Source organism: Stenotrophomonas sp. MH181796 (assembly GCF_009659995.1).
GTDB lineage: Bacteria > Pseudomonadota > Gammaproteobacteria > Xanthomonadales > Xanthomonadaceae > Stenotrophomonas > Stenotrophomonas riyadhensis.
On record NZ_RAHU01000001.1, the window covers coordinates 299,206 to 311,921 of the forward strand.

General features: G+C 65.9%; 11 protein-coding genes. 7 read left to right on the forward strand and 4 right to left on the reverse strand.

Features of this window, described 5'->3' with window-relative positions; genetic code table 11:
- Positions 1-18 precede the first annotated feature (18 nt).
- Together D5301_RS01350 and glmS are read right to left on the reverse strand one after the other, a co-directional pair.
- A complete protein-coding gene (locus tag D5301_RS01350) occupies positions 19-450 on the reverse strand; it encodes a CBS domain-containing protein (protein ID WP_099551136.1) in 432 nt (143 codons plus the stop codon).
- 446 nt (positions 451-896) lie between these two features.
- Positions 897-2,735, reverse strand: coding sequence for a glutamine--fructose-6-phosphate transaminase (isomerizing) (gene glmS, locus D5301_RS01355; protein ID WP_110713784.1), 1,839 nt, complete (start codon positions 2,733-2,735; stop codon positions 897-899).
- Positions 2,736-2,938: 203 nt separating this feature from the next.
- On the opposite strand from glmS, the gene D5301_RS01360 reads away from it, so the two are divergent.
- The 7 genes from D5301_RS01360 to D5301_RS01390 all read left to right on the forward strand — a co-directional run bounded on the left by D5301_RS01360 (position 2,939) and on the right by D5301_RS01390 (position 10,733).
- Positions 2,939-4,216: an efflux RND transporter periplasmic adaptor subunit gene (locus D5301_RS01360; RefSeq protein WP_110713786.1), complete on the forward strand. Its 1,278-nt coding sequence runs from the start codon at positions 2,939-2,941 to the stop codon at positions 4,214-4,216.
- A gap of 35 nt (positions 4,217-4,251) precedes the next feature.
- Positions 4,252-4,977 (forward strand): ABC transporter ATP-binding protein, encoded by a 726-nt coding sequence (locus D5301_RS01365; RefSeq protein WP_014038558.1) that lies wholly within the window; start codon positions 4,252-4,254, stop codon positions 4,975-4,977.
- A gap of 10 nt (positions 4,978-4,987) precedes the next feature.
- Entirely contained in the window at positions 4,988-6,289 is a 1,302-nt protein-coding gene (locus D5301_RS01370) for an ABC transporter permease (protein WP_153854567.1), read from the forward strand.
- 20 nt (positions 6,290-6,309) lie between these two features.
- Positions 6,310-7,527 carry an FtsX-like permease family protein gene (locus tag D5301_RS01375; protein ID WP_153854568.1) on the forward strand — a complete coding sequence of 406 codons (1,218 nt, stop codon included), beginning with the start codon at positions 6,310-6,312 and terminating at the stop codon, positions 7,525-7,527.
- A 1-nt stretch (position 7,528) separates the two neighbouring features.
- Positions 7,529-7,915 carry a PDZ domain-containing protein gene (locus D5301_RS01380; RefSeq protein WP_153854569.1) on the forward strand — a complete coding sequence of 129 codons (387 nt, stop codon included), beginning with the start codon at positions 7,529-7,531 and terminating at the stop codon, positions 7,913-7,915.
- A gap of 122 nt (positions 7,916-8,037) precedes the next feature.
- Complete coding sequence (locus D5301_RS01385; protein ID WP_110714381.1) at positions 8,038-9,384, forward strand: sigma-54 dependent transcriptional regulator; 1,347 nt, start codon at positions 8,038-8,040, stop codon at positions 9,382-9,384.
- Positions 9,381-10,733, forward strand: a complete 1,353-nt coding sequence (locus D5301_RS01390) for a HAMP domain-containing sensor histidine kinase (RefSeq protein WP_153854570.1) — start codon at positions 9,381-9,383, stop codon at positions 10,731-10,733. The genes D5301_RS01385 and D5301_RS01390 overlap by 4 nt, the downstream gene beginning before the upstream one ends.
- 56 nt (positions 10,734-10,789) lie before the next feature.
- Here D5301_RS01390 and D5301_RS01395 read toward each other — a convergent pair whose 3' ends face one another.
- Together D5301_RS01395 and glmU are read right to left on the reverse strand one after the other, a co-directional pair.
- Positions 10,790-11,323 (reverse strand): GNAT family N-acetyltransferase, encoded by a 534-nt coding sequence (locus D5301_RS01395; RefSeq protein ID WP_153854571.1) that lies wholly within the window; start codon positions 11,321-11,323, stop codon positions 10,790-10,792.
- The gene (gene glmU, locus D5301_RS01400; RefSeq protein ID WP_110713797.1) at positions 11,292-12,659 is read right to left on the reverse strand and encodes a bifunctional UDP-N-acetylglucosamine diphosphorylase/glucosamine-1-phosphate N-acetyltransferase GlmU; all 1,368 of its coding nucleotides are present in this window, start codon (positions 12,657-12,659) and stop codon (positions 11,292-11,294) included. Before glmU ends, D5301_RS01395 begins: the two co-directional genes overlap by 32 nt.
- Positions 12,660-12,716: the final 57 nt, after the last annotated feature.

Genomic DNA, 12,716 nt, shown 5'->3' on the forward strand with positions numbered 1-12,716 from the left:
CCTCCAGCGCTGCAGCCCTCAGTGGGCGGCCATGTAGATGTCCTGCAACACGGCCTTTTCCAGCTCCAGCTCGCCCAGCAGGTTCTTCACGATGTCGCCCAGGCTGAGGATGCCGACCAGGCGGGTGCCGTCGGTGACCATCAGATGACGGCGCCGCGAATACGTCATCAACGACATGGCCTGCTTCAGGGTGGCTTCCGGCGCGATGCCTTCCAGACCGGTGGACGGCAGGCTGGAGATCACCCGGCGGCCGGCCTGCGGGCCGTCGTCGGCCAGGGTACGCACGATGTCCTTCTCGGAAATGATGCCGACCGGGGCATCGTCCTTCATCACCACCAACGCAGCGATCTTGTTCGCGCTCATCTTGTGGGCGGCGGCACCGATGGTGTCTTCGGCGTCGATGGTGATGACAGCTTCTTTCTTGGATTGCAGGAGTTCGCGGACGTTCATTCTTGTTTCCTGGTGCAGGTCACTGAAGTCAAAAAAGTGTGCTCTTCCGATACGCCCCCTCCCCGGGAACAGACCTTTCAGCGCACGTCTGGCGCACCCGACTGCCGCGTGGAATGGATCGGCAGACGTCGTGCTGCAACGCGAACGAGGTGGGCTCAACCGCTCAACCCGGACCTCGGTCAAATCGATTCTACGACTGCGACCATCAGTCACTACCGGCATCGATAGGACAGTTCGTCGTGGGAACCAACTGACGATCCAGAGAATGGCACCGCGGCTGAAACCGCCGCTGAATACAGGCCATGTCGCGCATTAAAGATTGGTTGCCTGCTGCCGACGGCGGACAGAACACCCGGCGGCCGTCCCACTTGGCATTGCCAGCGACGCAAACGAAAGGGGCCCTCGTGGGGCCCCTTCGCATGCAGCATCCAATGGATCCGGCGGGGTTACTCCACCGTCACGCTCTTGGCCAGGTTGCGCGGCTTGTCCACGTCGGTGCCACGCGCCAGTGCGGTGTGATACGCCAGCAACTGCACCGGGATGGTGTGCACGATCGGGCTGAGCACGCCGGCATGGCGCGGCGTGCGGATCACGTGCACGCCTTCGGACTCGTTGAAGTTGCTGTCCTGGTCAGCGAACACGAACAGCTCGCCGCCACGCGCGCGCACTTCCTGCATGTTCGACTTCACCTTCTCCAGCAGGCTGTCGTTGGGCGCGATCACCACCACCGGCATGTCCTCGTCCACCAGCGCCAACGGGCCGTGCTTCAGTTCGCCCGCCGGATAGGCCTCAGCGTGGATGTAGGAGATTTCCTTGAGCTTGAGCGAGCCTTCCAGCGCGATCGGGTAATGCAGGCCACGGCCGAGGAACAGTGCGCTGCTCTTGCGCGCGAAACGTTCCGCCCAGGCGGCGATCTGCGGCTCCATGTTCAGTGCATGCTGCACGCTGCCCGGCAGGAAGCGCAGCTGCTCCAGGTAGTCCGCTTCCTGCGCCGCGTCGATGCGGCCATGCAGCTTGCCCAGCACCACGGTCAGCTGGAACAGTGCGGCCAGTTGGGTGGTGAAGGCCTTGGTCGAGGCCACGCCGATCTCGGCACCGGCGCGGGTGTAGCAGACCAGTTCGCTGGCGCGCGGAATCGCACTTTCCGGCACGTTGCAGATCGACAGCGTGTGCTTGTGGCCGAGCGACTTGGCGTACTTCAGCGCTTCCATCGTATCCAGCGTTTCGCCGGACTGGGAGATGGTGACGATCAGGTGCTTCGGGTTCGCATAGGCGGCGCGGTAGCGGTACTCGCTGGCGATCTCCACGCTGCACGGCAGGCCGGCGATGGCTTCGATCCAGTAGCGTGCGGTCAGGCCGGAGTAATAGCTGGTACCACAGGCGATGATCTGCACGCCTTCGATGCCGGACAGCACCGCTTCGGCGTTCTTGCCGAACAGCTCGGCCGGGAAGCCACCGGCGTCGATCGCCGCCTCGATGGTATCGCCCAGCGCGCGCGGCTGCTCGTGGATTTCCTTCTGCATGAAGTGGCGGTACGGGCCCAGCTCCAGCGATGCCAGCGATACATCGGACAGGTGCACGTCGCGCTCGATCGGCTGGTCGTGCTCATCGAAGATGCGCACGCCATCGCGGCGGATCTCGGCGGTGTCGCCCTCTTCCAGGAAGATCACCTTGCGGGTGGCCGAGATCACCGCCGAGACGTCGGAGGCGACGAAGTTTTCGCCCTCGCCCAGGCCGATCAGCAGCGGGCAGCCCATGCGCGCGCAGACGAAGCGCTCCGGCTCGGCGCGGCTGACCACGGCCAGCGCATAGGCACCGGTCAGCTCCTTCACCGTGTGCTGCAACGCCACCAGCAGGTCGTCGCCGCCCTTCAGGTGATGGTGGATCAGGTGCGCGATGACTTCGGTATCGGTCTGCGACTCGAACGTGTAGCCCATCGCGCGCAGCTTCTCGCGCTGCTCTTCGTGGTTCTCGATGATGCCGTTGTGCACCAGCGCCACGCCCTGGCTGATGTGCGGATGCGCGTTGGCCTCGGTGACACCCCCATGGGTGGCCCAGCGGGTGTGGCCGATGCCCAGCACTGCATTGAAGCCTTCGGCTTCGGCTGCCGTGGCCATTTCCGACACGCGGCCGGTACGACGGACGCGACGTACTTCGGGGCGCTCGGCATGGTCGATCACCGCAATGCCCGAGGAGTCGTAACCACGGTACTCAAGCCGCTTCAGGCCCTCGATCAGCACCGGCACTACGTCGCGATCGGCGATTGCACCCACGATTCCACACATGTCACGCGTTTCCTTGAAGACGATCGGCGCATTCTAGCCCGCATGTCCGGCTTCCCCCTCCTGTCCGCTTAATGAAAGTGTCCGGAAAGGTGTCCGCGGACACCCGGACACTTCAAACCTCTCTCCAACCCATTGATCTGAAATGAAATAAAGTTGGCACGCTACGTGCTTGGTATTGGCTACCACCGTCAGGCACGCACCCGATGATCCGCGACACTTCCGCACAGGACCAGATCGTTTCCTCCGCCCCGGCCAGCACCACCCGCGCCAGCTGGCAGCGCTACCGCTGGCCGGCGTTGGGCGCCATCGCGCTGCTCGCCGGCATCGGCTGGGCCGTGCACGCCTGGTCCAATGCCAGTCGCTCCTACGACAGCAGCCGCGTGCGAATTGCCGAAGTGAAGCGCGGCGACCTGGTCCGTGACATCGCCGCCGACGGCCGGGTGATCGCCGCCAACAGCCCGATCCTGTACGCCATCTCGGCCGGTACCGTGGACCTGAAGGTGGTTGCCGGTGACGTGGTCAAGAAGGGCCAGGAACTGGCGGTCATCGACAGCCCGGAACTGCGCAGCAAGCTGGCCCAGGAGCAGGCCACCCTGGCCGGCCTGGAAGCCGAGGCCAGCCGCGCCGCGCTGGACGCCACCCTGGCCCGCGCCAAGTCGCGCAAGGAAACCGACCAGGCCACCATCGAGCGGCAGGCGGCCGACCGCGACCTGCAGCGCTACCAGCGTGGCTACGACGGCGGCGCAGTCCCGCAGATCGATCTTGCCAAGGCCAAGGACTCGCTGAAGAAGGCCGACATCACCCTGGCCAACGCCACCACCGATGCCCGCCTGCAGAGCCAGGGCGCGGACCTGGACGCCCGCAACAAGCGCCTGCTGGCCGACCGCCAGAAGGCCGTGGTGGCCGAGGTGCAGCGCCAGGTCGATGCACTGACCCTGCGTGCACCGTTCGACGGCCAGGTCGGCCAGGTGCAGGCCATCCAGTCCACCAACCTGGCGGCCAACGCACCGGTACTGGGCGTGGTCGACCTGTCCAAGTTCGAGGTCGAGATCAAGGTGCCGGAAAGCTTCGCCCGCGACCTGGCGATCGGCATGCCGGCACAGTTGACCGGCGGCAATGGCAAACCGTTCCCGGGCGAGATCAGCGCGGTGTCGCCGGAAGTGGTCAACGGCGAAGTCAACGCCCGCGTGCGCTTCGCCAGCGCGCAACCGGAAGGTCTGCGCCAGAGCCAGCGGATGTCGGTGCGCGTGCTGCTCGATACCCGCAAGGACGTACTCAAGGTCGAGCGCGGCCCGTTCGTCGAACAGGGCAACGGCATCGCCTACGTAATGGACGGCCGCACCGCGGTGCGGCGTCCGGTGGAACTGGGCGTCAGCAGCCTGGGCGAAGTGGAAATCAAGTCGGGTGTGCAGCCAGGCGACCGCATCGTGGTCTCTGGCAGCGACCTGTTCAAGGACGCCGAACGCGTCTCCGTCAACTGATACCTGATACCTGAATCCTGGAGAGAGGACACCCCATGTACATGCTCGAAATGCGTTCGGTCGCCAAGGTCTTCCGCACCGAACAGGTGGAAACCCACGCACTGCGCTCGCTGGAACTGCAGGTCAAGGAAGGCGAGTTCGTCGCCGTCACCGGCCCGTCCGGCTCCGGCAAGACCACCTTCCTCAACATCGCCGGCCTGCTGGAAACCTTCACCAGCGGCACCTACATGCTGGACGGCCAGGACGTGAGCACGCTGGGCGATGACGCCCGCAGCCGCCTGCGCAACCAGAAGATCGGTTTCATCTTCCAGGGCTTCAATCTGATTCCCGACCTGAACCTGTTCGACAACGTCGACGTGCCGCTGCGCTACCGGAAGATGAGCGCCAACGAGCGCCGCGAACGCATCGAAAAGGCGCTGACCCAGGTCGGCCTGGGCTCGCGCATGAAGCACTATCCGAATGAACTTTCCGGTGGCCAGCAGCAGCGTGCGGCGATCGCGCGTGCCCTGGCCGGCAGCCCGCGTCTGCTGCTGGCCGACGAACCGACCGGCAACCTGGACACGCAGATGGCCCGCGGCGTGATGGAACTGCTGGAGGAGATCAATGCCGCCGGCACCACCATCGTGATGGTTACCCACGATCCGGAGCTGGCCGCGCGCGCGCAGCGCAACGTGCACATCGTCGATGGCCAGGTGACCGACCTGGTCCGCGAGCCGGTGCTGGCCACCCCGCCGCGCCACATCGTCGCCGTCAACGAGTGAGGGCCCGACCATGTTCGCCTACTACGCCCGATTGGCGGCGCGCAGCTTCCGCCGCAACAAGGTACTGACCGCGCTGATGGTGGTCGCCATCGCACTCGGCATCGGTGCCTCGATGACCACGCTGACCGTGTTCCACGTGCTCTCCGGCGATCCGATTCCCGGCAAGAGCGACCGTCTGTTCTACGTCCAGCTCGACCCCGGCGGACGCGGTGGCTATGTGCCGGGCGAAGAGCCGGAGACCCAGCTGACGCGGTTCGACGGTGAAGCGCTGCTGCGCGAAGCCAAGGGCGAGCGCCAGGCGCTGATGAGCGGCGGCGGCGGCACCATCGAACCGACCAGCGCCACGCTCAAGCCGTTCACCATCGATACCCGATGGACCTCGGCTGACTTCTTCCCGATGTTCGAAGTGCCGATGCAGTACGGGCGTCCGTGGACGCGTGAGGACGACACCGCCCGCGCCCGGGTCGTGGTCATCTCCAAGGCGCTCAACGACAAGCTGTTCCAGGGCGCCAACAGCGTGGGCCGTGACATCCGCATGGAAGGCCAGTCCTACCGCATCGTCGGTGTGATGAAGGAGTGGAGCCCGGAACCGCACTTCTACGACCTGACCACTGGCAGCTACGGCAAGGATGAAGACCTGCTGCTGCCGATCACCACTTCGTTCGACCTGAAGCTCGGCAACAACGGTAACATGAACTGCTTCGGCGAGAACCCGGACGACAACAGCCATTCACTCAATGCGCCGTGCGCGTGGCTGCAGTACTGGGTAGAGATGGATCCGGCCAAGGCCGGCGACTATCGCCGCTACCTGGAGAATTACTCCAACCAGCAGCGCGAAGCCGGTCGCTTCCAGCGTCCGCCGAACGTGCGCCTGCGCAACGTGATGGAGTGGCTCGACTTCAACGGCGCAGTACCCAGCGATGTGCGCCTGCAGCTGTGGCTGGCACTGGGCTTCCTCGGCGTCTGCCTGGTCAACACGGTCGGCCTGCTGCTGGCCAAGTTCCTGCGCCGCAGCGGCGAAATCGGCGTGCGCCGCGCACTGGGTGCCAGCCGTGGGCAGATCTTCCTGCAATGCCTGGTGGAAGCCGGTGCGGTCGGCGTGGTCGGTGGCGTGCTCGGTATCGGCCTGGCCCTGCTTGGCCTGTATGCGGTGCGCCAGCAACCTGTCGACTACGCGAAGCTGGCCCACCTGGACGGCAGCATGCTGCTGCTCGCACTGGGCCTGACCCTGCTCGCCAGTCTTGCCGCGGGTTTCCTGCCCGCCTGGCGCGCCATGCAGGTAACTCCGGCCATCCAGCTCAAGTCGCAGTAAGCACGAGAACGAGGACTCCCATGGACATCCGCCCCATCCTCAGCACCCTGCGCCGGCACAAGACCGCCGCCGCCCTGATCGTGCTGGAAGTCGCACTGACCTGTGCCATCGTCTGCAACGCGTTGTTCCTGGTCAGCCAGCGCATCGAGAAGATCAGCATGCCCAGCGGCATCGCCGAGAACGAACTGGTGATGCTGCGTGTCAGCGGCATCGGCGAGCAGACCAACGCCATGGCCCGTACCCGCGAAGACCTGGCCTCGCTGCGCGCCATTCCCGGCGTCACCAGCGCCACCATCATCAACCAGGTTCCATTCCGCAATGGCTCCTCCAGCAGCAGCATCTCGCGCGTGCTCGACCAGGAGCGCCCGACCACGAATGCCTCGATGTACACCCTGTCCGAGGGTGGCTTGGGCACCCTGGGCATCAACCTGATCGCCGGCCGTGATTTCCTGCCCAGCGAATACAAGGACATCAAGGAAGCCACCAAGGGCGGCGCCAAGGAACAGGCGATCCCGGTGATCCTCACCCAGAGTACCGCTGCCAAGATGGAACCCAACGGCAGCGCCTTGAACAAGACCTACTACATGGGCAAGCAGCCCCTGAACGTGGTCGGCATCGTCGACACGCTCAGCACGCCCAACGGCTGGAGTGACAACTGGACCAACTCGATGCTGCTGCCGTTGCGGCCCACCTTCGATGACGGTGGCACCTACGTGCTGCGCACCGATCCGGCGCGCCGCGAGGAAGTGCTCAATGCCGCCGCTGCCGCCTTGGAGCGCAACGATCCCAACCGGCTGATGCGCGACAAACTGAGCTACGAAGACCAGCGCAAGGATTTCTTCAAGAACGACCGCGCAATGGTCGGCCTGCTGATCACGGTCAGCGTCTCGTTGCTGGTGGTCACCGCCCTGGGCATCATCGGCCTGGCCAGCTTCTGGGTGCAGCAGCGCAGCAAGCAGATCGGCATCCGCCGCGCGCTCGGCGCGACGCGTGGGCAGATCCTGCGCTACTTCCAGACCGAGAACTTCCTGCTGGCAACGCTGGGCATCGTGCTCGGCATGCTCGCGGCCTATGCAATCAACCTCGCACTGATGAACATGTACGAGCTGCCGCGCATGCCCTTGTTCTACCTGCCACTGGGTGCGCTGCTGCTGTGGGTGCTGGGCCAGATCGCGGTGTTCGGGCCGGCCCGGCGCGCTGCAGCGGTACCGCCCGCGGTCGCCACGCGGGGCGCGTGAGATGCGTGCGCGCTGGTTGCTGTTGATGATGCTCCTGCCACTGCCGGCTTTGGCCGGCGGTGGCAGCTCGCAGACACTGGAATGGCGCCAGAACGATGCACGGCTGGCGCTGCGCTCGACCGAGGGCCAGGTGCGCGTGGACGCGGCCAGTCCGGAAGCCCGCTTCGGCGTGCGCAGCGGCGATCGCATCCTGCGGGTGGACGACACCGCCGTACGGCGGATCGAGCACCTGGCCGACGCCCTGCGTCACTCCAACGCTTCGACTGCGTATCTTCTGCTGCGCCGCGACAGACGCGAGTTCACGGTCTCGGTGGATGCTGCCGCCTGGCGACTGGCGCTGGTTGCTCCACCGCCACCGACACCACCGCCTCCCCCACCGCGGCGCTGAGACCGGCCCGCCCCCTGCGGCCACAGGTTTGGCTATGCTTGATGGGTGGCGCCGGGCTCTCCCGGTGCGTGGACACGAACGGCTCCATCGGCGCCGCCCATCCCTTTCCGCAGAACTGCTTGATGCCTTCGATCCTGATCATCGACGACAACGCCAGTGTGGGCACCGCACTGGACGTGCTGTTCTCCCTGCACGACATCGATACCCTGCAGGCGCAGAGCCCGGCCGAAGGGCTGGCCCTGCTCGAATCGCAGCCGGTCGACCTGGTGATCCAGGACATGAATTTCAGCGAGGACACGACTTCTGGCGAAGAAGGCGAAGACCTGTTCGCACAGATCCGCGCACGCCACCCGGACCTGCCGGTGATCCTGCTCACCGCATGGACCCACCTGAGCAGCGCGGTGGACCTGGTCAAGGCCGGTGCCGCCGACTACCTGGCCAAGCCCTGGGACGACCGCAAACTGATGACCACGGTCAACAACCTGCTGGAACTGTCCGAGGCGCGCCGCGAACTGGATCGGCGCCGCAGCCGTGAACTGCGCCAGCGCAACGCGCTGGAAGAGAAGTACGACCTGTGCGGCGCGGTCTTCGCCGATCCGGCCAGCGAGCGCGTCATCGCCCTGGCCTGCCAAGTCGCGCGCTCGGAACTGCCGGTACTGATCACCGGCCCCAATGGTGCCGGCAAGGAAAAGATCGCGCAGATCATCCAGGCCAATTCGCTGGTGGCCAAGGGCCCGTTCATCACGGTCAACTGCGGTGCACTGCCATCGGAGCTGATCGAGGCCGAACTGTTCGGTGCCGAGGCCGGCGCCTACACCGGTGCCAACAAGGCACGCGAAGGCAAGTTCGAAGCCGCCGACGGAGGTACCTTGTTCCTGGATGAGATCGGCAACCTGTCGCTGGGCGGGCAGATGAAGCTGCTGCGTGTGCTGGAAACCGGCCGCTTCGAGCGCCTGGGCTCCAACCGGGAGCGCCAGGTCAAGGTGCGCGTGGTCAGCGCCACCAACGCCGACCTGCCGGCCATGATCCGCGACGGCACCTTCCGCGAAGACCTCTATTACCGCCTCAATACGGTGGAACTGGTGCTGCCCCCGTTGGCCGAGCGCGCGGGCGACATCGTGCCACTGGCCGAGCGCTTCCTGGCGGCCGGCAAGCCATTGTCCAGTGCTGCCAGCGCCGCCCTGCAACGGCACCCGTGGCCGGGCAACGTCCGCGAACTGCGCAACGTGATCCAGCGTGCCGAACTGCTGGCGACCGGCAACCGCATCGAAGTGGCCGATCTCAATCTGCCACGCGCCGCCCCGGCGCCGCGCCCGGCACCGAGTGCCGGCCATGATCCCGACCGCGCGCGCATCGAGGACGTACTGGCACGCAACCACGGTGTCATCGCCCAGGCCGCCGCCGAACTCGGCCTGAGCCGCCAGGCGCTGTACCGGCGCATGGACCGGCACGGCATCCCACGCGAATGAAACGGCGTTCGTTCACCTTCCGCCTGTTCCTGCGCCTGCTGCCCGTGCTGGCGCTGGCCGCGGCATTGCCGTGGCTGCTGGCGTACTGGATGAACCATGGCTGGGTGGTGACCACGGTGTCGACCATGATCCTGCTGGCGCTGATGTGGTGGACCCTGCGCCGTGCCACCGCACCCGTGCGCTCGCTGATGCGTGCACTGTCCGGCACCACCAGCAGCTACCGCGACGGCGAGTACAACTTCGGTGTGTACTGGCCAGGCAACGACGAACTGGGCGATCTGGTGCAGGCGCACCGCGAGTTGGGGGACGTGCTGCGCGAGCAGCGGCAGGGCCTGGTGCAGCGCGAACTGCTGCTGGACACCATGGTGCAGAACACACCGGTGGCGATGCTGCTGATTGCCTCCGGCGGCGACGGCATCGCGCGCGTGGTGTTCTCCAACCTGGCCGCGCGCAAGCTGCTGCATGGTGGCTGGAAGCTGGAGGGCCAGCGCCTGGAAGAGGTGCTGGAACAGGTGCCCGTGGAGCTGCGCGATGCCATCGCCCGTGGCGGCGACAGCCTGTTCGCCGTGCATGCGGAAGGCGAAGACGGTGATGAGGATGACGAGCAGGTCTACCACCTGTCGCGCCGCGCGTTCCAGCTCAACGGCCGTCCGCACGATCTGCTGCTGGTGCGCCTGCTGACCGCCGAGCTGCGCCGCCAGGAAGTACAGACCTGGAAGAAAGTAATCCGGGTGATCAGTCACGAGCTGAACAACTCGTTGGCACCGATTGCCTCGCTGGCCCATTCCGGCGGTGTGCTGGTGCAGCGCGAGCGCTTCGATCGGCTGCCCGAGATCTTCACCACCATCGAGGACCGCGCACGCCATCTGGAAGGCTTCATCCGTGGCTATGCTCGCTTCGCCAAGCTGCCGCAGCCACAGTTGCAGACCGTGCACTGGGCGCCGTTCCTGTCCAGCCTGCGCCAGCAGATCCCGTTCACCATGGAACGCGAGCCGGACGAGGAACTGAACAGCCGCATCGACATCGCGCAGTTCGGGCAGGCACTGTTGAATCTTCTGAAGAACGCGCATGAAGCCTGCGCCGAAGCTGATCCGCCCAACGATGATGTACAGGTGCAACTCACGCGGCTGCCGCAGTGGCTGCGCCTGGACGTACTGGACCGCGGCAAGGGCATGAACGAGCAGGTGCTGCAGAACGCACTGATGCCCTTCTATTCGACCAAGCGCAATGGCACCGGGCTGGGGCTGGCGCTGACCCGCGAGATCGTGGAAGCGCACGGTGGACGGGTGTCGCTGCAGAACCGCGGTGATGGAGGGTTGTGCGTGTCGATCCTGTTGCCGGTGGGTTGAGTGGGCCGATCAGGTAGATCCATGCCATGCATGGATGTGCCGACCAAGATCCGCACCTACCAGACCCGCCGCATCGCCACCCGCAGGTGCATCGGGAATCCGAGCGCAGCCTCTTCGGCCATGACTGCGCGCAGGCCGTCGTTCCACTCAGCCTCAGGCACCACGTCGAAGCCTTCGCTGGCATAGAAGGCTGCATTCCACGGCACATCGCTCAACGTGGTCAGCACCGCTGCAGCGAAGCCGGCGGCCCTGGCCTGCGCCAAGGCATGCCGCAGCAACGCTCGGCCATGGCCGCGACGCGCATGTGCCGGGTCCACGTCCATCTGCAGGACATGGAACTCACCGCACAGCTCGCCCGCCAGCAGGTAACCCGCAATACCGCCCTCGGCGGCATCGACTACCCACAGCTGCTCACGCAGGAGGCCGTCCTGCAATGCCGGCAGGTCCAGGCCGTGCCCGGCAAACACCGGATACGCCTCGTGGCCCTTCAACAGCTCGCCGGCACGCTGCTCGATCGCCGGCAGCACGCCGAGTTCGTCGGCGTGCGGGATGCGGGGCTCAGGACTTCTTGACCGGGCGCTTCCAGCCATCGATGGTTTCCTGTCGTGCACGTGCCAGTGTCAGCTTGCCGTCCGGGGCGGTGCGGGTGATGACCGAGCCGGCGGCGATGGTCGCGCCCTCGCCGATCGTCAGCGGCGCCACCAGCGAACTATTGGAACCGATGAACGCGTTGTCGCCGATGGTGGTGGTCGACTTGTTCACGCCGTCGTAATTGCAGGTGATGGTGCCGGCACCGATGTTCACCCTGCTGCCGATCACCGCATCACCCAGGTAGGTGAGGTGGTTGGCCTTGCTGCCAACGCCGAGGGTCACCTTCTTGGTCTCGACGAAGTTGCCCACGTGCACGCCATCGGCCAGCACGGTACCCGGGCGCAGGCGCGCGAACGGACCGACCAGTGCTGCGCCTTCGGTGACCACGCCTTCCAGATCACAGTGCGCACGTACTTCGGTGCCCGGACCGAGAGCGACGTCCTTCAGGCGGTTGAATGGACCGATGGTCACCCCATCGCCCAGCACGATATTGCCTTCGAGAACGACATCGACATCGATCAGCACGTCACTGCCCACGGTGACAGTGCCACGGATATCGAGACGTGCCGGATCGCGTACGCGCGCGCCCTGCGCGCACAGCGCTCGCACCGCGCGGCGCTGCCAGGCACGCTCCAGCTGCGAAAGCTGCCAGGGATCGTTTGCCCCTTCGGCTTCCTGTGCGTCGGCCACCAGCGCCATCTCGGCCGGGGTGTACTCGTGCGCGGCAAAGGCGAACACGTCGGTCAGGTAGTACTCGCCCTGTGCATTGCTGTTGGACAGCTGCGACAACCAGCGCCGCAACGCGGTCGACTCGGCGGCAATGATGCCGGTGTTGATCGTGCGCACGCGCAGCTGATCGTCATTGGCATCCTTCTGCTCGACGATCGAACCCACCTTGCCTTCGGCATCGCGCAGCACGCGGCCGTAACCGGTCGGATCGTCAACATCGGCGACCAGAACGGCCAGCCGCCCCGGCTGCGCCAGCAGGTCGCGCAGGGTCTGCGCGCGGATCAGCGGCACGTCGCCGTACAGCACCAGCACCTGCGCGGCATCCGGCACCTGCGGCATCGCCTGCGCCACTGCGTGGCCAGTACCCAGCTGCTGCGCCTGTTCGGCCCATTGCAGATCGGGCTGGTCGGCGAAGTACTGCCGCACCGCTTCACCACCATGGCCATGGACCACATGGATGGCCGCCGGCTGCAGCTCGCGGGCCGCGTCGATCACGTGCGCCAGCATCGGTTGGCCGGCGATCGGCTGCAGCACCTTCGGCAGCACCGACTTCATGCGCTTGCCCGCGCCGGCGGCGAGGATGATGACGTGCAGGGCTTGGGTCATGGGAACGGCAGTCCGTGGTTCGTTGCCGGTGATTCTAGAGCGTGGGCCGTTAACATG

Bases quoted from the DNA above. Each gene is read 5' to 3' on its own strand.
- D5301_RS01360 (WP_110713786.1), top strand. From the start codon at position 2,939: ATGATCCGCGACACTTCCGCACAGGACCAGATCGTTTCCTCCGCCCCG.
- D5301_RS01395 (WP_153854571.1), bottom strand. From the start codon at position 11,323: ATGGCTGGAAGCGCCCGGTCAAGAAGTCCTGAGCCCCGCATCCCGCAC.
- D5301_RS01390 (WP_153854570.1), top strand. From the start codon at position 9,381: ATGAAACGGCGTTCGTTCACCTTCCGCCTGTTCCTGCGCCTGCTGCCC.
- D5301_RS01370 (WP_153854567.1), top strand. From the start codon at position 4,988: ATGTTCGCCTACTACGCCCGATTGGCGGCGCGCAGCTTCCGCCGCAAC.
- D5301_RS01350 (WP_099551136.1), bottom strand. From the start codon at position 450: ATGAACGTCCGCGAACTCCTGCAATCCAAGAAAGAAGCTGTCATCACC.
- D5301_RS01385 (WP_110714381.1), top strand. From the start codon at position 8,038: ATGCCTTCGATCCTGATCATCGACGACAACGCCAGTGTGGGCACCGCA.
- D5301_RS01365 (WP_014038558.1), top strand. From the start codon at position 4,252: ATGTACATGCTCGAAATGCGTTCGGTCGCCAAGGTCTTCCGCACCGAA.
- D5301_RS01375 (WP_153854568.1), top strand. From the start codon at position 6,310: ATGGACATCCGCCCCATCCTCAGCACCCTGCGCCGGCACAAGACCGCC.
- glmU (WP_110713797.1), bottom strand. From the start codon at position 12,659: ATGACCCAAGCCCTGCACGTCATCATCCTCGCCGCCGGCGCGGGCAAG.
- D5301_RS01380 (WP_153854569.1), top strand. From the start codon at position 7,529: ATGCGTGCGCGCTGGTTGCTGTTGATGATGCTCCTGCCACTGCCGGCT.
- glmS (WP_110713784.1), bottom strand. From the start codon at position 2,735: ATGTGTGGAATCGTGGGTGCAATCGCCGATCGCGACGTAGTGCCGGTG.